A 24421-nucleotide genomic window follows, 5' to 3' on the forward strand; every position below is an offset into this window, starting at 1 on the left:
TAATACTACTTTCCCACAAATGGGGGTGGCATCGCCCTATTTCAAGCATAACAATCTTTTGCTGTTACGCTAACACTGAAAGGGCGTTTTAGCACTCTTCCTGGGCTATTAGTGTGATAAAAAAAACCCGCCGCCGGAAGGCAACGGGTTTTTGTACAAACTTTAAACAAACGCGGCGGAATTACGCCTGCTGGTTCATCAGTTCGTTGAAAGAAGTGGCTTTTTCAGTCACTTTAGCTTTTGCCAGAACGGCTTCTACAGCCTGCTCTTCCAGAGCAACATTGCGCATGTTGTCCATCAGCTCTTTGTTCTTACCGTAGAACTCAACCACTTCTGCCGGATCTTCGTAAGCGGAAGCCATCTCTTCGATCAGGCCTTTTACGCGCTCTTCGTCAGCTTTCAGTTCGTGGGTACGAATCACTTCGCCCAGCAGCAGGCCAACAACAACGCGACGTTTCGCTTGCTCTTCGAACAGTTCGCGTGGCAGTTCCAGCGCTTGTTTCTCGTTACCACCGAAACGCTGAGCAGCCTGGCGACGCAGAACGTCGATTTCGCTGTCGATCAGGGCTGCAGGGATATCGATTTCGTTCGCTTTAACCAGACCGTCGATCGCCTGAGACTTAACGCGGTTACGCACGGCGCCTTTCAGCTCGCGCTCCATGTTTTTACGCACTTCAGCACGCAGACCCGCTACGGAACCATCTTCAACGCCGAAACGTTTGATGAACTCTTCAGTCAGCTCTGGCAGTTCACGCTCTTCCACTTTCTTCAGGTTGATCGCGAATTTCGCTGCTTTACCTTTCAGGTTTTCAGCGTGGTACTCTTCCGGGAAGGTCACGTCGATGGTGAACTCTTCACCAGCTTTGTGGCCTTTGATACCGTCTTCAAAGCCTGGGATCATACGACCCTGGCCCATAGCCAGTACGAAGTCAGACGCTTTACCGCCTTCGAACTCTTCGCCGTCGACAGAACCGCTGAAGTCTACGGTGACGCGGTCTTCTGCATCAGCAGCGCCGTCTTTGTCTTTCCAGGTTGCCTGCTGCTTACGCAGGGTGTCCAGCATGCCGTCAACGTCGGTATCGGTCACTTCAACAACCGGTTTTTCAACTTCGATGGATTCCAGACCTTTCAGCTCAACTTCCGGGTAAACTTCGAACTCTACAGAGTAAGTGAAGTCTTCGCCCAGTTTGTATTCGCCCGGAACATAGTTCGGTGCGCCAGCTGGATTGATTTTTTCTTTGATGATGGCGTCGATAAAGTTACGGCTCATCAGCTCGCCCAGCACGTCCTGACGTACAGAAGCGCCATAACGCTGAGCAACAACATTCATTGGGACTTTGCCCTTACGGAAGCCGTCAATACGGACTTTTTTCGCGACGTTGACCAGCTCGCTCTTAACAGCGTTTTCGATGCTGTCAGCAGCGATAGTAATCGTTACACGGCGGCCAAGGCCTTGAGTGGTTTCAACTGAAACTTGCATCTTGTTACCTCAAAAAAATCACAGTGCTCGGTCAACTCTGAATCTGTCAGTTTGCCGGGATGCTCTCTTAGTGCAGATTCACATTCCCTGTCGCCAGAATCATCCCGAAGACATACATTAAGACGCGGCATTATAGCGGCATCACTTAGGTGAGTCGAGAACGGTTGCCGCATGTTGCTGCGGCTTTTTTCACAATTTCTGGCTATTTTTCGCCTAAAAATCGCGTCACCGGTTCAAAACCCGGACAAAACAAAACGGCCCGCAGGCCGTTTTGACGTAATCTTTATGCAACATACTGGAAAAGCTCCCGCTGTTGCAAACGGGATTTACTACGCGATAGTCCCGGCTCCACGGCACGGTGGCGACGCGAAGATGGTATCCTGCAAGCCCTTCCACTCCTTAATAGTGTAAGTGTGCAGCGCCAGCGCATGTACGGTAGATGAAAGCTCCTCCGTCAACGTGCCGTAGATCATACGATGGCGATTAAGGAACCGCTCACCGGCAAAACGATCGCTCACCAGCACCACTTTGAAATGGCTTTCGGAGCCTGCCGGTACGTTATGACGATAGCTCTCGTCGACGACTTCGAGGAACACGGGTTCGAACGCTGCCCTTAATTTATCTTCGATCTGTTCACGTATCATCATGAAATTACTCCTCCGACAACGCTGAGATGTCACCCATCCCTTTAAATGTTAGCCGCTTTTACCGCTTGCATAACAAGAAGACAACAAAAATTTAGCTTTCGTCTGATTTTCTCATTCAAAGGGATGAAGTCCTATAAGAGACTCATGCGTTTTGCCCCAGGGGCATAAGGAATTGTGTTCAGGTGGTCAGATTTCAGTCAAGACGATGAATTTACATGCGTTGACCACTTCCCCTCGCCGTTGGCGATGTTATGATGGCGGCAATTTTTGTCTATTTATGCTTACGATCCGTAGAGACCCCGAACATGTTAAAAAAACTCCTTTTCCCGCTTGTCGCACTTTTCATGCTGGCCGGCTGCGCCACACCGCCAACCACCATTGACGTTTCGCCAAAAATTTCCCTGCCGCAGCAGGATCCAAGCCTGATGGGCGTGACCGTAAGCATCAATGGTGCTGACCAGCGTCGCGACCAGGCTCTGGCGAAAGTGACCCGCGATAACCAGCTGGTTACCCTGACCGCATCCCGCGACCTGCGCTTCTTGCTGCAGGAAGTGCTTGAGAAGCAAATGACCTCCCGCGGCTACATGATTGGCCCAAGCGGTGCGGTTGATCTGCAGATTATCGTCAACAATCTGTATGCCGATGTCTCTCAGGGCAACGTACGCTACAACATCTCCACCAAAGCAGATATCGCCATCATCGCAACCGCGAAGAACGGCAATAAGATGAACAAAAACTACCGTGCAAGCTATTCCGTTGAAGGCGCCTTCCAGGCCACCAACAAGAATATTGCCAATGCGGTTAACAGCGTGCTGACTGATACCATCGCCGATATGGCGCAGGACACCAGCATTCATGAATTCATCAAACAGAACGCGCGTTAATTCTGTTCACTGACCCGGCACTTCGCCGGGTCAGTTCTCATTGCATACATGTCCAGCCAATACTTACGCATTTTCCAGCAACCTAAATCAGCGATTTTGCTGATCCTCGGCTTCGCCTCCGGTTTGCCCCTCGCTTTGACCTCCGGCACCCTGCAAGCCTGGATGACGGTTGAGAACATCGATCTTAAGACTATCGGCTTCTTCTCTCTGGTCGGCCAGGCTTACGTCTTTAAATTCCTCTGGTCGCCGGTGATGGACCGCTACACGCCGCCGTTGCTCGGCCGTCGCCGGGGCTGGCTGTTGATAACGCAGGCGCTGCTCTTACTGGCCATCGCCGGGATGGGTTTCCTTGATCCCTCTTCACAGCTACGCTGGATGGCGGCGCTGGCGGTGGTCATCGCCTTCTGCTCGGCGTCGCAAGATATTGTCTTTGATGCCTGGAAAACCGACGTGCTGCCTGCAGAAGAGCGCGGGGCAGGCGCGGCGATCAGCGTTCTGGGCTATCGGCTGGGAATGTTGGTATCTGGTGGACTGGCGCTCTGGCTGGCTGACCGTTATCTCGGCTGGCACGGCATGTATTGGCTTATGGCCGCGTTAATCATCCCCTGCATGATCGCCACCCTACTCGCGCCCGAACCAGACGATATTATTCCGGTGCCCCGCACGCTCGAGCAGGCCGTGGCCGAGCCGCTACGTGACTTCTTTGCCCGTAATAACGCCTGGCTGATCCTGCTGTTGATTGTGCTCTACAAACTGGGCGATGCGTTTGCCATGAGCCTCACCACCACCTTTCTTATTCGTGGCGTCGGATTTGATGCCGGCGAAGTGGGCGTGGTGAATAAAACCCTGGGGCTGATCGCCACGATTGTGGGTGCGCTGTACGGCGGAGTTTTGATGCAGCGTTTAACGCTATTCCGTGCACTGCTGATCTTTGGCATTCTGCAGGGCATCTCCAACGCGGGTTACTGGTTACTGTCAGTGACCGATAAGCAGATGATGAGCATGGCAGCCGCGGTCTTCTTTGAAAATCTGTGCGGGGGTATGGGCACAGCTGCCTTTGTGGCCCTGCTGATGACGCTGTGCAACAAATCCTTTTCAGCCACCCAGTTTGCGCTGCTCTCTGCCCTTTCGGCGGTTGGCCGGGTGTACGTCGGCCCGCTGGCAGGCTGGTTCGTTGAAGCGCACGGCTGGCCTCAGTTCTATCTGTTCTCGGTTATCGCCGCCGTTCCCGGGTTGATCCTTTTACTAATTTGCCGCCGCTCACTGGAATATACCCAGCAAACGGAGCAATTCATGCCGAGAAGTGACTTCCCTTCCGCGTACCGTTTTGCTCTGCGCATGCTGATAGCCGGCTGTGCGTTACTCGGCGTCTGGCTGCTGGTGTTGATCGTCAATGCACTCACCGCGCTCGCCTTGCCGATGGCCGATCTTCTGCTCGACGTAGGTGCCCTACTGGCGGTGACGGGTATCCTTATCGGTGCGGTGCTGGATTACCTGGCGCTGCGCAGACATCAGATGGCCTAATCCAGAAGAAAAGGTTATTTGCCGTTGTAATAACAGTGTGAAATTATAACGGCAAATAACCCTGGTGAATGAAAAAATATATTTGTTGTTTCGTGCGCAATAGAAATTTGGAAATTACTGGAAGCGATAATAAACTCTATTTTCATTAAACGATTCAGCTGATGAAAGTTTAATTTATCGTTTTTTAAATGTCCTTTTATTGATAATCATTTGTTAATTATTTGTGTATTTTTTGCAATGGTTATACCAATTCCCCGCCTGGCACCGGTTTCAGAAACTGTTTCGTTATAACGCCCATAACACGCGACTTTTGTCTTAAAATTAGACACGTTTTGCAACACATGTGACATGTGCGGCAGAACCCGGTAACACCTTCCTGACACAGGGCTAATGATGTTTACAGTAATGTAACCTTCCCGTAAAATGCCCCCACACTTTAAACGCCACCAGGTCCCCGTGGAATTGAGGTCGTTAAATGACACTTAGGAAATACAATAAAGGTTTGGGATGGTTGTCGTTAATTGCAGGCACTGTTTTACTCAGTGGCTGTGATTCTGCACTTCTAGACCCCAAAGGACAGATTGGACTGGAACAACGTTCCCTGATTCTGACGGCTTTCGGCCTGATGATGATCGTCGTTATTCCTGCCATTTTGATGGCAGTTGGTTTCGCCTGGAAGTACCGTGCGAGCAATAAAGATGCGAAGTATAGCCCTAACTGGTCACACTCCAACAAAGTTGAAGCTGTGGTCTGGACGGTTCCTATCCTGATCATCCTGTTCCTCGCTGTGCTGACATGGAAAACCACTCACGCACTCGAGCCAAGCAAACCGCTGGTTCACGATGAGAAACCAATTACCATTGAAGTGGTCTCCATGGACTGGAAATGGTTCTTCATCTACCCGGAACAGGGCATTGCTACCGTGAATGAAATCGCCTTCCCGGCGAACACTCCGGTGGAATTCAAAGTGACCTCGAACTCCGTGATGAACTCCTTCTTTATTCCGCGTCTGGGTAGCCAGATTTACGCGATGGCCGGTATGCAGACTAACCTGCATCTGATCGCGAATGAAGCAGGCACCTACGATGGTATCTCCGCCAGCTACAGTGGCCCAGGCTTTTCTGGTATGAAGTTCAAAGCCATTGCCACTCCTGACCGCGCCGCCTTCGACCAGTGGGTTGAAAAAGCGAAGCAGTCTACGAACACCATGTCTGACATGGCGGCATTCGAAAAAGTGGCAACACCTAGCGAATATAACAAGGTGGAGTACTTCTCTGACGTGAAACCGAATTTGTTCAAAGATGTGATTGGCAAATTTATGGATCATGGCAAGAGCATGGACGTGACCCAGCCTGAAGGTGAGCATAGCTCGCACGAAGGGATGGAAGGCATGGACATGAGCCACGCGGAAACCGCTCACTAAGGGGCCGAGGAAGAAAATGTTCGGAAAATTGACACTGGATGCAGTGCCGTACCATGAACCCATTATCATGGTTACGATTGCTGCAATTATCATTGGTGGTGCGGCCTTAGTTGGCCTGATCACTTACTTCGGTAAGTGGAGCTACCTGTGGAATGAGTGGCTGACTTCGGTTGACCACAAAAAACTCGGTATCATGTACTGCATCGTCGGTATCGTCATGTTAATTCGTGGCTTTGCGGATGCGATCATGATGCGTAGCCAGCAGGCGCTTGCCTCGGCTGGTGAAGCTGGCTTCCTGCCACCGCACCACTACGATCAGATCTTTACCGCTCACGGCGTTATCATGATCTTCTTCGTGGCGATGCCGCTGGTAATCGGTCTGATGAACGTTGTAGTACCGCTGCAAATCGGTGCGCGCGACGTTGCTTACCCGTTCCTGAACAACCTGAGCTTCTGGTTCACCGTTGTTGGCGTAATCCTGGTAAACCTGTCACTGGGTGTGGGCGAATTCGCGCAGACCGGCTGGCTGGCCTACCCGCCGCTTTCGGGAATTGAGTACAGTCCTGGTGTCGGTGTTGATTACTGGATTTGGGCGCTTCAGCTCTCCGGTGTCGGTACGACCCTGACCGGTATTAACTTCTTTGTGACGATTATCAAGATGCGTGCCCCTGGCATGACCATGTTCAAGATGCCGGTATTTACCTGGGCATCTCTGTGCGCCAACATCCTGATTATTGCCTCCTTCCCAATTCTGACTGTCACCGTCGCGCTGCTGACCCTGGATCGTTATCTGGGCACCCATTTCTTCACGAACGATATGGGTGGCAACATGATGATGTACATCAACCTGATTTGGGCCTGGGGTCACCCGGAAGTGTACATCCTGGTTCTGCCAGTGTTCGGTGTCTTCTCCGAAATCGCAGCAACCTTCTCTCGTAAACGCCTGTTTGGTTACACCTCGCTGGTGTGGGCAACCGTGTGTATTACCGTTCTGTCGTTCATCGTTTGGCTGCACCACTTCTTCACCATGGGTGCGGGCGCGAACGTAAACGCTTTCTTCGGTATTACCACAATGATTATCGCCATCCCGACCGGGGTGAAGATCTTCAACTGGCTGTTCACCATGTACCAGGGCCGTATCCAGTTCCACTCAGCGATGCTGTGGACTATCGGCTTCATCGTGACCTTCTCCGTTGGTGGGATGACCGGCGTACTGCTGGCGGTACCGGGTGCAGACTTCGTACTGCACAACAGTCTGTTCCTGATTGCCCACTTCCATAACGTTATCATCGGCGGTGTGGTCTTCGGTTGCTTCGCAGGTGTGACTTACTGGTGGCCAAAAGCGTTCGGTTTCACCCTGAACGAAAAATGGGGTAAACGCGCCTTCTGGTTCTGGATCATCGGCTTCTTCGTTGCATTTATGCCGCTGTACGTGCTGGGCTTCATGGGTATGACCCGTCGTCTTAGCCAGCAGATTGATCCACAGTTCCACCCAATGCTGATGATTGCAGCAGGCGGTGCGGTACTGATTGCCTGTGGTATTGCTTCTCAGCTGATTCAGTTCTACGTCTCTATTCGCGACCGCGACCAGAACCGTGACCTGACCGGTGACCCATGGGGTGGCCGTACGCTGGAGTGGGCAACCTCTTCTCCACCTCCGTTCTATAACTTCGCCATTGTGCCGCAGATTCATGAGCGCGACGCATTCTGGGAAATGAAAGAAAAAGGTGAAGCGTACAAGCAACCAGCACATTACGAAGAGATCCACATGCCGAAAAACAGCGGTGCGGGCATTGTGATTGCCGCCTTCGCTACGGTATTTGGTTTCGCAATGATCTGGCACATCTGGTGGCTGGCGATTGTTGGCTTTGCTGGCATCGTAATTAGCTGGATTGTGAAGAGCTTTGACGAGGACGTGGACTACTACGTACCAGTCCGTGAAGTTGAAAAACTGGAAAACCAGCATTTCGACGAGATTGCTAAAGCGGGGCTGAAAAATGGCAACTGATACTCTGGCGCACTCAACTGCCCATGCGCATGAACACGCGCACCACGATACAGGACCGATGAAAGTTTTCGGTTTCTGGATCTACCTGATGAGCGACTGCATTCTGTTCTGCTGTCTGTTCGCAACCTATGCCGTTCTGGTGAACGGCACAGCGGGCGGCCCGACCGGTAAGGACATCTTTGAACTGCCGTTCGTTCTGGTTGAAACCGCACTGCTGCTGTTCAGCTCCATCACCTACGGCATGGCCGCTATTGCCATGTATAAAAACAACAAGAGCCAGGTTGTCTCCTGGCTGGCGTTGACCTGGTTGTTTGGTGCGGGCTTCATCGGGATGGAAATCTATGAATTCCATCACCTGATTGCTGAAGGTTTCGGCCCGGATCGTAGTGGCTTCCTGTCCGCGTTCTTCGCGCTGGTGGGTACCCACGGTCTGCACGTAACCTCAGGCCTGATCTGGATGGCGGTATTGATGTTCCAGGTATCCCGTCGTGGCCTGACGAGCACCAACCGCACCCGTATTATGTGCCTGAGCCTGTTCTGGCACTTCCTGGATGTGGTTTGGATCTGTGTGTTCTCTGTTGTGTATCTGATGGGGGCGATGTAATGAGTCATTCTAACGATCATGGCGCTTCCCATGGCAGCGTAAAAACCTATATGACAGGTTTCATCCTGTCGATCATCCTGACGGTTATCCCCTTCTGGATGGTGATGAGCGGTTCTGCTTCTAAGCCGGTTATTCTGGGTGCAATCCTGGTGACCGCGGTGATTCAGATTCTGGTGCATCTGGTTTGCTTCCTGCACATGAACACCAAGTCTGATGAAGGCTGGAACATGACGGCCTTCGTCTTTACTGTGATTATCATCGCAATCCTGGTAGTCGGCTCCATCTGGATCATGTGGAACCTCAACTACAACATGATGGTTCACTAAGAGCGGCGAGTATGTTTAAGCAATACCTGCAAGTTACGAAACCAGGCATCATCTTTGGCAACCTGATCTCCGTGATCGGAGGGTTCCTGCTGGCCTCTAAGGGCAGCATTGATTACACCCTCTTTATCAATACGCTGGTTGGGGTGTCGCTGGTGGTTGCGTCCGGTTGTGTATTTAATAACTACATCGACATGGATATCGACAGGAAGATGGAAAGGACTAAGAACCGGGTGCTGGTAAAAGGCCTGATGTCCCCTTCCGTCTCGCTGGTGTACGCCACCTTGCTGGGTATTGCTGGCTTTATGCTGCTGTGGTTCGGTGCTAATCCTCTGGCCTGCTGGCTGGGGGTGATGGGTTTCGTGGTTTATGTAGGCATCTACAGCCTGTATATGAAACGTCACTCCGTCTACGGTACGTTGATTGGTTCACTCTCCGGCGCTGCGCCGCCGGTGATTGGCTACTGCGCGGTCACTAACGAGTTCGACAGCGGTGCGCTCATCCTACTGGCTATCTTTAGCCTGTGGCAGATGCCGCACTCCTATGCCATTGCGATTTTCCGCTTTAAGGATTATCAGGCTGCGAATATCCCGGTTCTGCCGGTCGTGAAAGGCATTTCGGTCGCCAAGAACCACATCACGCTTTATATCATTGCCTTCGCTATCGCCACGCTGATGCTCTCTTTGGGCGGTTACGCTGGGTATAAATATCTGGTTGTCGCTGCCGCCGTGAGCGTTTGGTGGCTGGGCATGGCACTGCGCGGTTATAAAGTGGAAGATGATAAGGTCTGGGCGCGTAAGCTGTTCGGCTTCTCTATCATTGCTATTACCGCATTGAGCGTGATGATGTCCGTCGATTTTATGGTACCGGATTCACACAGCCTGCTCACTTACGTCTGGTAAGTTCAGGATGCTGTTAAAAAAGCCTCGGGCCTACGCCCGGGGCTTTTTTTTTGCGTAAGGTTCTGACAAGGATGTCACGGTCATATGCCAGGCTAAGAGTATGCAAGGTGACCCCTGTATATTTACTAATTCTTAGTTTTGAAGACGCTATAGCTTAACGCTATCGACAGTGTTAGCCTCCCGAAATGGATACATAACTGATGTATTCAGGATTATTTATTAAGGGAATAAACATGAAAGAATTATCTATAATTGAAATGGAATATGTCTCAGGGGGCTTCGATCTCTTTGGCGCCGTCACCGGGTTTTCCAGCTTTGTTTTTAATTCAGGCATCGGTTTTGCCTCGTTTGTCTGGACGTCTGGTACGGCATTTACGCATTTTGTCGCCGATAGCGCACTGGAGTTCGGTAAGTATGTGATTGGCCAGTCCAGCTGGACATCTGTCGTTTCGACTGGCTCCAGTAACTGGAATAACTTTACCAGTACCGCTGGAGACAGTTGGTCTAACTTCGTCAGTAATGCCGGAAATGACTGGAATAAATTTATTGATGCTGCCTCTGCCTGACGCAGAGTGAAATTTCTGGCAGGTAAAGCTGCCTGCCAGAAAAAATTAGCGGTTTTATTCACTTTACTCTCTGAACTAACGCATCAGCAAGGATACCTCAGTCGTTATCTCAGGCAGACTACTCTGGCGTTGCTGGCAAGCCCGGCATCATAACCTGCACCTACGAGACGCCGGGGAATGTAGCATACTGCCCCTCACCTGTTATAAGCAGAGTTTTATATCACTACATGACCGCCGTGGATAAGAGCGGCCATGCAATAATGACGTTTTAATACTCAGGTACCGGGATTATAGCTGGTAACTTAAATTCATATTAACGGTATATTTATCCACATCCAGGTTCTTAGGATAAAGGAATGGGCTGGTCATTGAGAAATCATATTGAAGAGATTTGATATCCCCCTTAATACCGACAACACCCCCCATCATTTTTTTACCTCCAGCGTCCTGCGTTGAGTCGCTACTGACGATCTGTCCATAATCCGTACCTATATACGCAACGCTATCTTTAAAGCCCGTAAACATATTCAGCGTGTTCTGTAACCAGAAGCCTCTGTTACCATCAATTCCGCCACTGTTCTCAAAACCGCGAACGCTCCAGCGATCGCCGATAGTAAGTCTATCCTGCAAGGTCAGGTTATCAGGTGAGTACTGTCCGCCCACATTGAGCTCGTAATACGCGGCCACAGGTAAGAAAGGCATTGATTTAACGTAGCTGGCGTTGAAATTCACTATCTGACTACGGGAACTGACGTCACCATAGCGCATATCGGGGGTTTTCTCTCCTCCTAACCAGGGGACGAATCGCTGCCATGTTAATGTGGTATCCAGGGTTGCACCGGTGAAGTTTTGCTTATAGTTCCCCCCTAAACGCAAGTTCGTCATGTTGCGCTTTTGAAGCTCAAGCTCCGTATCTGCCAGCGTATAGTTGTATTTACGCCGTATGATTTCAGCCGTTGCAGCCAGTTTAGAATCTGCATCACGACGTAACATCCGATACCCTTTAAGGTTGAGATATTCAGTCTTGCCTATATAGTCGAAAACGTAGCCTGCCAAACCAATGCCTTGACGAGATTTACTGGTACTATAATAGGCGCTAAGCTCGGTGTAACCCACAGGGAAGCTATAGTAAGTACTGAGGTTTTTATATCCCCCAGTCTGGCTACTTGTCCCAGCCAAATAAAAGAGATCACTTATTCTGGCTATATTATACAAATAGCCCGTCATCCCCAAAAGCTGTCGACCTGTGCTTTCATCGCCAAAATTGCTATAAGACGTTCGAATATTCCAGCGTGAACTCCGCTGGGGATCGATAAGAACTTTGCTCATCCCATTTTGGTCGCCTGGCAGAATTTTTATTTTAACATCGACGTCAGGTGTGCGTTGTATATTCTCTAAACCTTGCTCAATATCGCGTAGATTGAGCACGTCGCCTTTACCGAAAGGAAGAAGTGACTTAATGACATCATCATTGATAACAATGACCTCTTCAATCAAGCCAGGAACAATTTTTAAAATAAGTTTTTTAGTGGCAAGATCTTGTGAAGGTGTCTCAACGCGCGTTGTAACAAAACCTGCATTGATATAATAATCTTGAACAAGGATAGCCGCTTTCTCGATACCTTTTATACCTAAGCATTTCCCTGCTATTTTTTCTTTGATTTGGTTTAAACCACGCTTCTTAAGAAAATCATTTTCCAGTATCAGCTCATCAATCTGAAAACATTGAGCTTCATACGGAAAATCACTCACTTCGAAAGATTGTTGTGGCGCTTTGGCAAAGACGTCTTTCTTTTCAACCTTATTTTCTTGTTGAACCGCGTTATCCTGACTTTGCTGTTCTTTGACAAGCCGCCCCAACTGCACTTCAGCTATGGATTCAACACTAACCAGAAAAAACACTGCGGCAAGACCAATAAACGAGCGAGTATCCATTCTCATCCTTAAGAGGATGGAAGCAGAAAAGAACTCTGCTTCCATCTATTTATTAACTACAGACCAACTACTCTACCGCCTTCGCCACCGATTGTAGCAGGGGTAACGTCCAGACCACTGGTCCCCCCCATGACAGCCGATGAACCAGAGTTAAAGATAGATTGAGCATGAATAACCGCATTCCCTGCAGTAAACATACTGTCGTAGTTATACACATTTTTATTAGCTGTAACATTCAGGCGCGAACCCGCTTCTAACTTACCCCGATTAGAAACATTTTCAACGTTAACCCGTGTGGTCAAACCCGAAATTCTACTATTGGCATTGTTCGTCACATCATAAGTAGCATTGATATTAAGCGTTCTTCCCGCGGTAATATCTTTGTTATTAGTTAATGACTTAGCCGTAATAGCAATATCTTTTTCGGAGTTAATAGTGCCATGGTTGGTCATATAACCTGTACTTGTTAAAGTAACGCCCTCTTTACCGCTAATCCATCCGGAATTACTGAAATTACCATTAACGCTCAATAAAACATTACGATCAGAACTTATCACGCCTGTTCTATTATTGCTCTCAACGCTACCAGCCCCATTTAAAGACAGGCCCGTCGTATTAATGCGCAGGTCGCCTGAGCTATAGAGTGTTGAATAATCAGCATATACACGTTCTGAATTAATCAGCATGCTGCCAGCATTTGCGGCAATCTGGGCACGGCTGCTAAGCAACGCATTACTGGTCGTAATATTTACATCCCCTCTCTGGGCAAGGATGCGGCTGTCATCAACATTCAATTTACGAGAAGTGATTGTGACGCCCTGGCCGCCGACTAAACCGCCTTTTTGTTTTTCGAGGTTAAATTGCTTTCCAGCATTATCATTAAACTTATCTGCAGAACTTGAATCGATAGTTCCACCCGCTTTCAGATTCAGCCTTTCGGTAGCAGCGATCAGAGAATACTTACTCTCTATATCTACAGCGGACTCAATGGTGACATTTTTACCCGCGATGTAAGACCCTACGCTGTTCATGTTGGTTGCTTTCATAACCACATTGCCTGCGGTGGAACGAATCATACCACGCTGGTTATCAAGAACATTTTTGCTTTCCAGCGTAATATCATTAGTCGACGATATCGTCCCTGTATAGTTGTTAACGGAGGAGTTTTTTGCCCTCACCGAGCCGCCGCTAATTTGACCATTGATATTGCTCATGTAGCCTGTCTCAAGCGCAACAACTGCACCCTCAATACCTGCAGCAGGGCCTTTGCCGGTGTTAGTCAGGTTCTTATCATTGGTATTGACAGCTAAGGTCGCGCCCGAAGCTAACTTACCGTTGGAGTTATCGAGTGCACCGCTGCTGATATTGACATTTGAGACGCCATAAACGCGTCCACCGCGAATGTTTGTGAAGGCTTGTCCATGGGAGTCGATCGAAATCATTCTGTCACCCAGGATACTGCCAGCGGTGTTATCAATTTTACCGTTATTCGCTATTTCGATATTTCCGTTGGACGTGAGTGTTCCGCGGCTATTAACCAGCTTGCCGGTATTTGTAATCTTGACGCCACCCGCGCCGCCGCCAATGGTGCCTTCGTTACGCACACCGGTACCCTTTTCTGTGCTTATCAGGCTGATTTTGTTTGCATACATGCCCCCTAAACGGGAAACATCCACACTAAAGCCCGATATTTTTGTGAGCGGCACTGACGTCGCCGTCACGACACCTTGCGTGTTGATTTTGTTGGTGCCTGCAATAACCGTCAATTCACCCGTCTGGATAGTGCCTGTTATTTTGGCGTGACGCGCCAGGATTTCCGTAGGAGATGTGCTCTGCAAACCTCCAACCGTGATAAGACCGTCGCTCACGATGTAGCCTTTCAGCTCGCCATCTTTAATCTCTGGCGTCCCGGTGGTCAGGGTTGCTTTTGAGGCGTTGATGAAACCGCTATCCTTGGTCGTAATACCGTTAGGGTTAGCGATAATTACATGAGCAGCATCGCCTGCGACCTCTATCATGCCATTCAGTGCACTCGGTTTACGTGAGGTCACTTCGTTCAATATTACGCGTGCAGTACTCCCTCCCGCCAGGTTCGGGTTGCTGTCGATCTGGCCACCCAAAGTCGTCGTGACTTTTCCCGCTACCGTCGTTCCAGGATTACTGGTCGCCGGAGAAAGGCCCAACTTTTCAAAGATAGATATTGAGCCCGGAGAGGGTTGCGACGTTGTGGTGTTACCGGCGTTATTTAAGATCAGCCCCTCTTTATTGACATTCAGAGTCTGATAAATGTTATGAGAAATGCCTTTGCTGTTTGGCGCTTTGATATTGACAACAGTCGTACCGTTAGCTGCTCTGGTTACATTGCCATCAACCATTGTAATATCGGCCGCCTGCGCCATTACTGGCATCAGCATTAACAGTGAAGCAGCAATAGGATTTAATCTGATTGCCTTACATTTGTTTTCGCTATTTTTCATATAAACCTATCAAGTAAAGATTATGTTGTTAATACCCAGACCAAAGGAAACCCGAACACTGAACTTTAATTCAAAAGCGTCTCCCTTTTGGCCATTTCATGCCGCAGGTACATTCAATTATGTGTTAATAAACTATGCTACAAGGTCATGCCATGCCGACCTCATTAACTCAAAAAGATCAGGCAAAATAATGAATTTAAATCCGCCTTTAATGAAACTAATTTCATGGCGCAACAATTAACACCACCCAATAACTTCACCACAAAGTAAATATGCCTGAGAACTCACGTCTCCCTGTTCAGGATACGTATAGTTACTGAGCAAAATTTCGTTGCAGATCTTCTTTATTAGATGTTCAAATCGAACATCTAAATAAAGTCACCCAACCTCTTTGACAGCAGAATTTTAATCGTAACGAGCTTAATACAATAGTGAATAAGCCCTGAATTCTGTGGCAAAAACGTGAATCAACACTTTTCTTAATGAATTATATAAAAAAATGAGAGTGAATTTATTCGCAACTTTTTAGTAATGGGCAAATGCAAAATAAATCCATTATTTTCAGCAACATGCAACCACAATGAACCATTAATGAAGTAAATCATTTTTTATCTAAAACTTTCATCGCCGTATATTCATACCTATTTCACATACTGAAGAGACAAAAACAACATGGTTCATATTATGTTTATATTCGATTAGTCTGCTTTTCGCACCATCAATACATGTTGTTATTTTAAAAAGTTACTCATTAAAATTGTTGCTTTAGCGTCAAAACTGTTTCGGCGCCCCACTCTTGTAAACCCAAAATAAATATCCTTTTAACAGCCACCGATAAATACAATGCAAGATAACATTAAATACTTTCAATAGCTTTGTAGTTTAAATACCCTGCTTATATTAAACCTACTCTATAAAAGCAGGCCAAAAGAATACATTCGAAATAAAAATGATAGCATCAGACTTATAAATTGGATAAATATATTGCATTCCAGTCAATGCGGATTGTCAGTGCGTTCACCTGCATGGCAGCATCACTATGCTCATGACTTTGCGTTGGTAGCAGATAGCCGCCATAAACTTTTAAATAACTTATAACGGGTAAAGAAATCATTAAACCCCTTCATTTACGACGCAGGTAGCCAAACTTATTATTGTTATGAACTTTTGGGCGAACAAGATAATGCCTGAACAAAACCGCATTCGGTTGGAAGAGATTTGATTCAAACACATCAAGAGAGATAAAGGTTAACAAGACGGAAGCCTTTCTTGACTCTGCTAACGTTACAATTTTACATTTCGTGCCTCAATGCCCACATTTATCTGGCTGAAAAACGCTAACATTAACGTTTACTTAATATATTTTAACAAACATCTATTTACCGCACTTATCACCCCACCTAAACTATGGCCTGCTTTTAGGTTGAGGTGGTAATGAACGATTATAAAATGACGCCGGGCGAGTTGCGCGCCACCTGGGGTTTAGGGACTGTTTTCTCACTGCGTATGCTCGGCATGTTTATGGTCCTGCCCGTTCTGACTACGTATGGTATGGCGCTGCAGGGTGCCAGCGAAGCATTGATTGGTCTGGCGATTGGCATCTATGGCCTGGCCCAGGCCATCTTCCAGATCCCCTTCGGTCTGCTCTCTGACCGCGTAGGTCGCAAGCCGTTAATTGTGGGCGGATTGCTGGTCTTCGTGCTGGGTAGCGTTATCGCCGCCCTCTCCCACTCTATCTGGGGTATTATTCTTGGCCGCGCGCTGCAAGGTTCCGGGGCGATAGCCGCCGCCGTGATGGCACTGTTGTCAGACTTAACGCGCGAACAAAACCGCACCAAAGCAATGGCCTTTATTGGCGTGAGTTTCGGGGTGACTTTTGCCATAGCGATGGTGCTCGGCCCGGTTATTACGCACAAGCTGGGTCTGCATGCCCTGTTCTGGATGATTGCCATACTGGCGACTATCGGTATTGCTTTAACGCTGTGGGTAGTGCCGGACAGTAAAAATCACGTCCTTAACCGTGAGTCGGGGATGGTGAAAGGCTGCTTCAGCAAAGTGCTCATGGAGCCGCGCCTGCTCAAGCTTAACTTCGGCATTATGTGCCTGCATATTCTGCTGATGTCGACCTTTGTCGCCCTGCCAGGACAGCTTGCCGCGGCAGGTTTTCCGGCGGCAGAGCACTGGAAGATTTACCTCGTGACGATGCTGATTTCGTTCGTCTCGGTGGTGCCATTTATTATCTATGCCGAAGTGAAGCGTAAGATGAAGCGCGTCTTTATCGGTTGCGTGGCGATATTGCTCATTGCCGAGATCGTGCTTTGGGGCTCCGGCCCGCACTTTTGGGAGCTGGTAGCCGGCGTACAACTCTTCTTCCTCGCTTTTAACCTGATGGAAGCGCTGCTGCCGTCGCTGATCAGCAAAGAGTCTCCGGCCGGTTATAAAGGGACGGCGATGGGCATTTACTCCACCAGCCAGTTTCTTGGGGTGGCCATTGGCGGCTCGCTTGGGGGCTGGGTAGATGGTCTGTTTGACTCACAAACGGTCTTCCTCGCGGGCGCACTGCTGGCCATGGTCTGGCTGTTTGTTGCCACCACCATGAAAGAGCCCCGTTACGTAAGCAGCCTGCGGATCGAAATTCCTGATGACGTTGAGATAAATGAGGCGCTGAAACAGCGTCTTGAATCCACTGAAGGCGTAAGTGAAGTTCTTATTGCCGCGGAAGAGCGCAGTGCCTACGTCAAAATTGACAGCAAGGTGACTAACCGTTTCGAAGTGGAGCAGGCAGTGAAAGCCTAAAAAAAAGCCCGGTCTGACCGGGCTTTTTTATTAATCACGGAAGTTTTTAAACTGGAACGGCTGCCCCAGATCGCCGCCTCGCACCAGCGCCATCACGGACTGCAAATCGTCACGGGATTTACCGGTTACGCGAATCTCTTCACCCTGGATTTGCGCCTGCACTTTCAGCTTGCTGTCTTTGATGAGCTTAACGATTTTCTTCTGCACCGCGCTCTCAATGCCCTGCTTCAGTTTGGCTTCAACAAACCAGGTTTTACCACTGTGGACGAACTCTTCCGGAACATCCAGTGAGGTACCTTCAATGCCGCGTTTCAGCAGCTTGGCACGCAAAATATCCAGCAACTGGTTTACCTGGAAATCGGACTCGCTGAGCACCTTAATGGTCTTATTTGCGTCATTCAGCTCGAAAGTGGCCTCAACGCCCCGAAAATCGAAACGTGACTCGACTTCACGGCTAGCGTTATCCACGCCGTTACGCACTTCCTGAATGTCCACTTCAGAAACAATATCGAAAGATGGCATCTTTTCTTCTCCCTTCATATTTGTTGCGTTGCATAATACCCGCTACGAGGCATAACTCAACAGAAGCTTAGCTGACGGCGCTATACTTAGGCCGTAACACCTGGCGCAGTTGCAGGTGAGGAGGAACAATGAAAATTACTGTGCTTGGATGCGGAGCCCTGGGCCAGCTTTGGCTTACTGCGCTGCGTAAGCATGGTCACGATGTTCAGGGTTGGTTGCGCGTGCCCCAGCCTTATTGCAGTGTGAACCTGATTGAAGAGGACGGGACGATTTTTAATGAATCGCTTACCGCCAACGATCCCGATTTTCTCGCCCAGAGCGATATGCTGCTGGTGACCCTGAAGGCCTGGCAAGTTTCCGATGCCGTTAAAGCGCTGGCCGCCACGCTACCCGCCTCATCCCCTGTGTTGCTGCTGCATAACGGTATGGGCACCATTGATGAGCTAAAAAGTATCCACCAGCCGCTTTTGATGGCCACCACCACGCACGCGGCGCGGCGCGATGGCAATATCATTGTTCACGTCGCTGGCGGCGTCACCCATATTGGCCCGGCCCGGGCGCAGGATGGGGATTACAGCTACCTGGCCGATACGCTGCAGGACGTTTTACCCGATGTGGCCTGGCATAATCATATTCGTCCACAGCTCTGGCGTAAGCTGGCGGTAAACTGCGTGATCAATCCCCTGACGGCGCTCTGGAATTGTCCAAACGGCGAATTGAAAAATCATCAGCAACTGGTGGCCACGCTCTGCGCGGAGGTCGCGTCGGTGGTGGAGCGGGAAGGCTTACACACCTCCGCTGACGATCTCCGTTATTACGTCGATCAGGTTATTGAAAGTACAGCAGAAAATATCTCTTCAATGCTGCAGGACGTGCGTGCCCAGCGTCACACTGAGATCGATTATATTACCGGGTATTTACTTAAACGAGCGCGAGCCCACGGCATTAGCGTGCCGGAAAACGCCCGTCTGTATGACATGGTTAAACGTAAGGAGAGTGAGTATGAGCGCGTCGGCACTGGTATGCCTCGCCCCTGGTAGCGAAGAGACCGAAGCAGTCACGACCATTGATTTACTGGTGCGCGGCGGCATTAACGTTACCACCGCCAGCGTAGCCAGCGATGGTAACCTGGCAATTGTCTGTTCACGCGGCGTGAAGCTCCTGGCCGATGCCCCGCTGGTAGAGGTGGCGGATGGTGATTACGACATCATCGTGTTACCGGGTGGCCTGAAGGGGGCAGAGTGTTTTCGGGACAGCCCCCTGCTGGTAGAGACCGTGCGTCAGTTCCATCTTTCCGGGCGTATCGTCGCAGCCATTTGCGCCGCAGCGGGCACGGTGCTTGTGCCTCATAACCTGTTTCCTGTCGGCAACATGACGGGTTTCCCGACGCTTAAAGATCGTATCCCCGAAGAGCAATGGGTGGATAAACGCGTGGTCTGGGATCCGCGCGTCAATCTGTTAACCAGCCAGGGGCCGGGTACATCGATTGATTTTGCGCTGAAGATTATTCAGCTACTGGCTGGACGCGAGAAAGCTCATGAAGTGGCATCTCAACTGGTTATGGCGGCGGGCATTTATAATTACTACGAATAAAAAAACGGCAACCCTGGGGTTGCCGTTATCGTATTACGGGCGATACACCTTCACGTTGGCAAAGCCCTGCTCGCGGAGATAGAGCGCCTGCAGGCGGCTCATCACCCCACGCTCACACCAAAGCAAATACGTTTTGTTCTGGTCGAGGTCACCAAACTTCGTGCTCAGTTTGTAGAATGGCAGTGAAACCACCTCCACACCCTCAACCTGCAGTGGTTTGTCATCCTGTTCATCAATAGAGCGGATATCCAGAATCGCATCGTTAGCGCTAAAACCTTTCACGGTTTCCACTTCCACAACGTCCTGCTCGGTCTGCTGAGCAATCTCGCGAATATCGATATTGGACGCTTCGGCGACCACTTTATCCAGGATACTGAAGTCGAAGTTTTCTTCTTCCGCTTCGATTTTTCCCTTCACCGCTTTCACCGTTGGGCTTTTTGAAATCACGCCACAATATTCCGGCATGGTGCGGGCGAAGTCAGCGGTACCGATTTCACGCGCCAGGTCGATGATATGCTCTTTATCGTGAGAGATCAGCGGGCGGAGAATCAGAGTATCAGAGACGTTGTCGATCAGGCGCAGGTTGGTCAGCGTCTGGCTGGAAACCTGTCCCAGCGCTTCGCCGGTGACCAGCGCCTGCACGCCGTAGCGCTCAGCAACCTGGGAGGCCGCACGCACCATCATGCGCTTCAGTATCACCCCCATCTGGCCATCTTCCACTTTCTCGAGGATCTCGCCGACCACGGGTTCGAAGTTTATCGCCACAAAACGCACGCGGTGGGAGCTACCAAAGCGGTTCCATAGATAGTGTGCAACCTGACGAACGCCGATTTCATGCGCGGCGCCACCCAGATTAAAGAAACAGTAGTGCACACGACAGCCGCGACGCATGAGCATATAGCTGGATACGCCGGAGTCGAACCCACCGGAGATAAGCGACAGCACATCTTCCTGGGTACCGATAGGGAAACCGCCAATCCCTTCGTAGCGCCCTTTCACCAGCAACAGGCGATCGTTTTCGATCTCAAGGTGAACGGTCACATCCGGGTCGGTCAGCTTCACGCGCGCCGATTCAACGTGCTGATTCAGCCCGCCGCCCACATAGCGTTCAGCTTCAATTGAGCTAAATTCATGTTTACCGCGGCGCTTTACGCGAACGCAGAAGGTTTTGCCTTCGATCTGGTCGCGGTACTGCGCCAGCGCTTTCTCGAAGATGTCATGCAGAGACGTGAACGGCACGTCCTCGACTTCCAGAATATGGTGGATGCCCGGAATACGGGTGAGCGCATCGCGAATATCAATACGCTTATTTTCATCTTTGGCGCGCACTTCAACGTGGTCCCAGTGGCGAACCACAGCGAGGGTTTCGTCATAGTGCTTTAATACGTTACGAATGTTCCCGGTCAGAATTTTAATAAAGCGCAAACGCACAGATTGGCTTTTGATGGTGATTTCAGGGAACAATTTAATGATAAACTTCATGGCGGCAATGGTTCTTTGGCAAGCCCTGAAAGGCTTGTGATGGAAAAGTACAGCAGCCCCTATACCGAAGACTGCATCCAGGCGCGCAAGTATACCACCATCGCGCGGCTCCTGTGCATATTGCGCGTTATTTGCTTATCAGCCTGAGTCCGTTACCATGAACAGGCAAAAACAGTAGAGTCAATTCACTATGCCAAAGAAAAATGACGCACCCGCCAGTTTCGAAACTGCGCTGGGTGAACTAGAGCAAATCGTTACCCGTCTGGAAAGTGGCGATCTGCCGCTGGAAGAGGCGCTGAATGAGTTCGAGCGCGGCGTGCAGCTGGCGCGTCAGGGTCAAGTTAAGCTGCAGCAAGCTGAACAGCGCGTGCAGATCCTGCTTACTAATAGCGAAGATGCTGCCCCCACCCCTTTTACACCGGACGCTGAGTAAATGGATTTTGCGAATCAGCTTCAGACGTGCGTCGAGCGTGCTAACGACGCGCTTCGCCGTTTCATTGAGCCACAGCCTTTTCAGAACACTCCGCTGGTCGGCGCCATGCACTATGGCGCACTGTTGGGCGGCAAACGTCTGCGCCCGTTCCTGGTCTATGCCACCGGCAACATGTTTGGTATCAGCACCGGAACGCTGGACGCCCCCGCGGCCGCCGTTGAGTGTATTCATGCTTACTCATTAATGCACGACGATTTACCGGCGATGGATGATGACGATCTGCGCCGCGGTCAGCCAACCTGCCACATTAAGTTTGGCGAAGCGAATGCCATTCTGGCGGGCGATGCGCTACAAACCCTGGCGTTTGCTATCCTGAGTGATGCGCCGATGGCAGAGGTGGCCGATCGTGACCGCCTGGCCATGATCTCCGAACTGGCGCAGGCCAGCGGCGTGGCGGGTATGTGCGGCGGTCAGGCACTGGATCTGGAAGCCGAAGGGCGCCAGGTGACGCTGGAACAGCTGGAACGCATTCATCGCCACAAGACCGGGGCACTGATTCGCGCCGCCGTTCGTCTGGGAGCATTGAGCGCGGGCGAACAAGGGCGTAACGCCCTGCCGATCCTGGATCGCTACGCAGAAAGTATCGGTCTGGCTTTCCAGGTTCAGGATGACATTCTGGATGTCGTGGGCGATACTGCAATATTGGGTAAACGTCAGGGTGCCGATCAGCAGCTTGGCAAAAGTACCTACCCCGCCCTGTTGGGTCTTGAGCAAGCCCAACGTAAAGCCCGGGATCTGATTGATGATGCCCGCCAGTCGCTAAATGAACTGGCCGCGCAGTCACTGGACACCTCGGCACTGGAAGCGCTAGCGGACTACATAATCCAGCGTGATAAATAAACTATATATCTCGATGAGCCTTTGATGAGTTTTGATATTGCCAAATACCCGACACTGGCGTTGGTTGACTCCACCCAGGAGTTGCGTCTGTTGCCGAAAGAGAGCCTGCCGAAGCTGTGCGATGAGTTACGTCGCTATCTGCTCGACAGCGTAAGTCGTTCCAGCGGCCACTTCGCCTCCGGGCTTGGCACGGTGGAGCTCACCGTAGCGCTGCACTACGTCTACAATACCCCCTTCGATCAGCTGATTTGGGATGTTGGCCATCAGGCTTATCCGCATAAAATTCTTACTGGCCGTCGCGATAAAATTGGCACCATTCGCCAGAAAGGGGGGCTGCATCCGTTCCCCTGGCGCGGTGAGAGCGAATACGACGTCTTAAGCGTCGGTCACTCCTCCACCTCAATTTCCGCCGGTATCGGCATTGCCGTCGCGGCAGAGAAAGAGAACAAGCAGCGCCGTACCGTCTGCGTAATTGGTGACGGGGCGATCACCGCGGGTATGGCCTTCGAGGCAATGAACCATGCGGGCGATATCAAACCGGATATGCTGGTGGTGCTGAACGACAACGAAATGTCCATCTCCGAGAATGTCGGCGCGCTCAACAACCATCTGGCGCAACTGCTCTCCGGTAAGCTCTATTCCACCCTGCGTGAAGGCGGTAAAAAAGTCTTCTCCGGTGTACCGCCGATCAAAGAGCTGCTCAAGCGTACGGAAGAACATATCAAAGGCATGGTCGTGCCAGGCACGCTGTTTGAAGAGCTGGGCTTTAACTATATCGGTCCGGTCGATGGCCACGATGTGCTGGGGCTGGTCACTACGCTCAAGAACATGCGAGACCTCAAAGGCCCGCAGTTCCTGCATATCATGACCAAAAAAGGTCGCGGATACGAACCGGCGGAAAAAGATCCGATCACTTTCCACGCGGTACCGAAGTTCGACCCTACCAGCGGCTGTCTGCCGAAAAGCAGCGGCGGCATGCCGAGCTACTCCAAAATCTTTGGTGACTGGCTGTGTGAAACCGCAGCGAAAGATAACAAGCTGATGGCCGTTACGCCCGCCATGCGCGAAGGCTCCGGCATGGTTGAGTTCTCTAAAAAATATCCGGATCAATATTTTGACGTGGCGATCGCCGAGCAACACGCGGTGACCTTCGCGGCTGGTCTGGCGATTGGCGGCTATAAGCCGATCGTGGCGATCTACTCCACCTTCCTTCAGCGCGCCTACGATCAGGTGATCCACGACGTGGCTATCCAGAAGCTGCCGGTGCTGTTTGCTATCGACCGCGCAGGCATTGTCGGGGCCGACGGCCAGACCCATCAGGGCGCATTCGATCTGTCGTTCCTGCGCTGTATTCCTGACATGGTGATCATGACCCCGTCTGATGAAAACGAATGTCGTCAGATGCTGTTTACCGGGTATCACTATCAGGACGGTCCAAGTGCGGTTCGCTATCCACGCGGTAACGCCCTGGGCGTTGAGCTTGAACCTCTGCAAAAAATGGCGATTGGCAAAGGCGTCATCAAGCGTCGCGGTGAAAAGGTCGCGATCCTGAACTTCGGCACGCTGATGCCGGAAGCCGCTCAGGCCGCCGACGCGCTGAACGCCACCCTGGTTGATATGCGCTTTGTGAAGCCGCTCGACGAGGCGCTTATCCTTGAAATGGCCGCCAGTCACGAGATGCTGGTCACGCTGGAAGAGAACGCGATTATGGGCGGCGCGGGCAGCGGCGTGAACGAAGTGCTGATGGCGAACCGCAAGCCAGTACCGGTGTTGAACCTTGGTCTGCCGGATCACTTCATTGCCCAGGGCACCCAGGATGAAGCCCGCGCAGAAATTGGTCTTGATGCTGCCGGTATCGAAGCCAGAATTCGCAGCTGGCTGGCCTGACCCCACCTCTCCCCTTTCCGCTCCTGCTATGCTTA

The 24421-nt window shown here is 50.6% G+C and carries 20 protein-coding genes; 14 read left to right on the forward strand and 6 right to left on the reverse strand.

The features are described 5' to 3' along the window. Nucleotides 1-181: 181 nt before the first annotated feature. Together tig and bolA are read right to left on the reverse strand one after the other, a co-directional pair. Nucleotides 182-1480, reverse strand: a complete 1299-nt coding sequence (tig, locus tag B3B59_RS19740; protein ID WP_046884455.1) for a trigger factor — start codon at nt 1478-1480, stop codon at nt 182-184. Between the two features lie 329 nt (nt 1481-1809). Further along, nucleotides 1810-2127, reverse strand: coding sequence for a transcriptional regulator BolA (gene bolA / locus B3B59_RS19745; protein ID WP_040076908.1), 318 nt, complete (start codon nt 2125-2127; stop codon nt 1810-1812). A gap of 305 nt (nt 2128-2432) precedes the next feature. On the opposite strand from bolA, the gene B3B59_RS19750 reads away from it, so the two are divergent. The 8 genes from B3B59_RS19750 (at nt 2433) to B3B59_RS19785 (ending at nt 10361) form a co-directional block, all read left to right on the forward strand. Next, nucleotides 2433-3011 (forward strand): lipoprotein, encoded by a 579-nt coding sequence (locus B3B59_RS19750; protein WP_040076910.1) that lies wholly within the window; start codon nt 2433-2435, stop codon nt 3009-3011. A gap of 48 nt (nt 3012-3059) precedes the next feature. Further along, complete coding sequence (ampG, locus tag B3B59_RS19755; RefSeq protein ID WP_286809805.1) at nt 3060-4535, forward strand: muropeptide MFS transporter AmpG; 1476 nt, start codon at nt 3060-3062, stop codon at nt 4533-4535. Nucleotides 4536-5010: 475 nt separating this feature from the next. Next, nucleotides 5011-5958, forward strand: a complete 948-nt coding sequence (gene cyoA, locus B3B59_RS19760) for a cytochrome o ubiquinol oxidase subunit II (protein ID WP_040076912.1) — start codon at nt 5011-5013, stop codon at nt 5956-5958. 16 nt (nt 5959-5974) lie between these two features. Further along, complete coding sequence (gene cyoB / locus B3B59_RS19765; RefSeq protein ID WP_046884457.1) at nt 5975-7966, forward strand: cytochrome o ubiquinol oxidase subunit I; 1992 nt, start codon at nt 5975-5977, stop codon at nt 7964-7966. After that, nucleotides 7956-8570, forward strand: coding sequence for a cytochrome o ubiquinol oxidase subunit III (locus B3B59_RS19770; RefSeq protein WP_040076915.1), 615 nt, complete (start codon nt 7956-7958; stop codon nt 8568-8570). The genes cyoB and B3B59_RS19770 overlap by 11 nt, the downstream gene beginning before the upstream one ends. Then, entirely contained in the window at nt 8570-8896 is a 327-nt protein-coding gene (locus B3B59_RS19775; protein ID WP_040076916.1) for a cytochrome o ubiquinol oxidase subunit IV, read from the forward strand. The genes B3B59_RS19770 and B3B59_RS19775 overlap by 1 nt, the downstream gene beginning before the upstream one ends. Before the next feature lie 11 nt (nt 8897-8907). Further along, nucleotides 8908-9795, forward strand: a complete 888-nt coding sequence (gene cyoE / locus B3B59_RS19780; protein ID WP_046884458.1) for a heme o synthase — start codon at nt 8908-8910, stop codon at nt 9793-9795. 233 nt (nt 9796-10028) lie between these two features. Next, nucleotides 10029-10361: a hypothetical protein gene (locus B3B59_RS19785; protein ID WP_046884459.1), complete on the forward strand. Its 333-nt coding sequence runs from the start codon at nt 10029-10031 to the stop codon at nt 10359-10361. Nucleotides 10362-10649: 288 nt separating this feature from the next. On the opposite strand, the gene B3B59_RS19790 is transcribed toward B3B59_RS19785, so the two are convergent. After that, a complete protein-coding gene (locus B3B59_RS19790) occupies nt 10650-12296 on the reverse strand; it encodes a ShlB/FhaC/HecB family hemolysin secretion/activation protein (RefSeq protein ID WP_286809806.1) in 1647 nt (548 codons plus the stop codon). Nucleotides 12297-12352: 56 nt separating this feature from the next. Continuing rightward, nucleotides 12353-14773, reverse strand: coding sequence for a filamentous hemagglutinin N-terminal domain-containing protein (locus B3B59_RS19795; protein ID WP_286809807.1), 2421 nt, complete (start codon nt 14771-14773; stop codon nt 12353-12355). Between the two features lie 1434 nt (nt 14774-16207). Here B3B59_RS19795 and B3B59_RS19800 point away from each other — a divergent pair. Then, a complete protein-coding gene (locus tag B3B59_RS19800) occupies nt 16208-17569 on the forward strand; it encodes an MFS transporter (protein ID WP_286809808.1) in 1362 nt (453 codons plus the stop codon). 30 nt (nt 17570-17599) lie between these two features. Here the strand turns inward: B3B59_RS19800 and B3B59_RS19805 are convergent, their stop codons facing one another. Beyond that, nucleotides 17600-18091 carry a YajQ family cyclic di-GMP-binding protein gene (locus B3B59_RS19805; RefSeq protein WP_040076922.1) on the reverse strand — a complete coding sequence of 164 codons (492 nt, stop codon included), beginning with the start codon at nt 18089-18091 and terminating at the stop codon, nt 17600-17602. A gap of 128 nt (nt 18092-18219) precedes the next feature. Between B3B59_RS19805 and panE the strand changes: the two genes are divergently transcribed. Together panE and yajL are read left to right on the forward strand one after the other, a co-directional pair. Beyond that, on the forward strand, nt 18220-19131 hold the full coding sequence (panE, locus tag B3B59_RS19810) for a 2-dehydropantoate 2-reductase (protein WP_212477033.1): 912 nt from the start codon (nt 18220-18222) through the stop codon (nt 19129-19131). Further along, nucleotides 19094-19684, forward strand: a complete 591-nt coding sequence (gene yajL, locus B3B59_RS19815) for a protein deglycase YajL (RefSeq protein ID WP_207293100.1) — start codon at nt 19094-19096, stop codon at nt 19682-19684. The genes panE and yajL overlap by 38 nt, the downstream gene beginning before the upstream one ends. 33 nt (nt 19685-19717) lie before the next feature. Here yajL and thiI read toward each other — a convergent pair whose 3' ends face one another. Further along, nucleotides 19718-21166: a tRNA uracil 4-sulfurtransferase ThiI gene (thiI, locus tag B3B59_RS19820; RefSeq protein ID WP_040076926.1), complete on the reverse strand. Its 1449-nt coding sequence runs from the start codon at nt 21164-21166 to the stop codon at nt 19718-19720. A gap of 190 nt (nt 21167-21356) precedes the next feature. Between thiI and xseB the strand changes: the two genes are divergently transcribed. From xseB to dxs, 3 genes are read left to right on the forward strand one after another with little or no spacing between them, the layout of a single operon-like run. Continuing rightward, a complete protein-coding gene (gene xseB / locus B3B59_RS19825) occupies nt 21357-21599 on the forward strand; it encodes an exodeoxyribonuclease VII small subunit (protein ID WP_212477035.1) in 243 nt (80 codons plus the stop codon). After that, a complete protein-coding gene (gene ispA / locus B3B59_RS19830; protein WP_046884465.1) occupies nt 21600-22499 on the forward strand; it encodes a (2E,6E)-farnesyl diphosphate synthase in 900 nt (299 codons plus the stop codon). A 24-nt stretch (nt 22500-22523) separates the two neighbouring features. Continuing rightward, entirely contained in the window at nt 22524-24386 is a 1863-nt protein-coding gene (gene dxs / locus B3B59_RS19835; RefSeq protein ID WP_046884466.1) for a 1-deoxy-D-xylulose-5-phosphate synthase, read from the forward strand. Nucleotides 24387-24421: the final 35 nt, after the last annotated feature.

This window comes from Leclercia sp. UBA2479 (assembly GCF_002341985.1).
GTDB classification, from domain to species: domain Bacteria; phylum Pseudomonadota; class Gammaproteobacteria; order Enterobacterales; family Enterobacteriaceae; genus Enterobacter; species Enterobacter pneumoniae.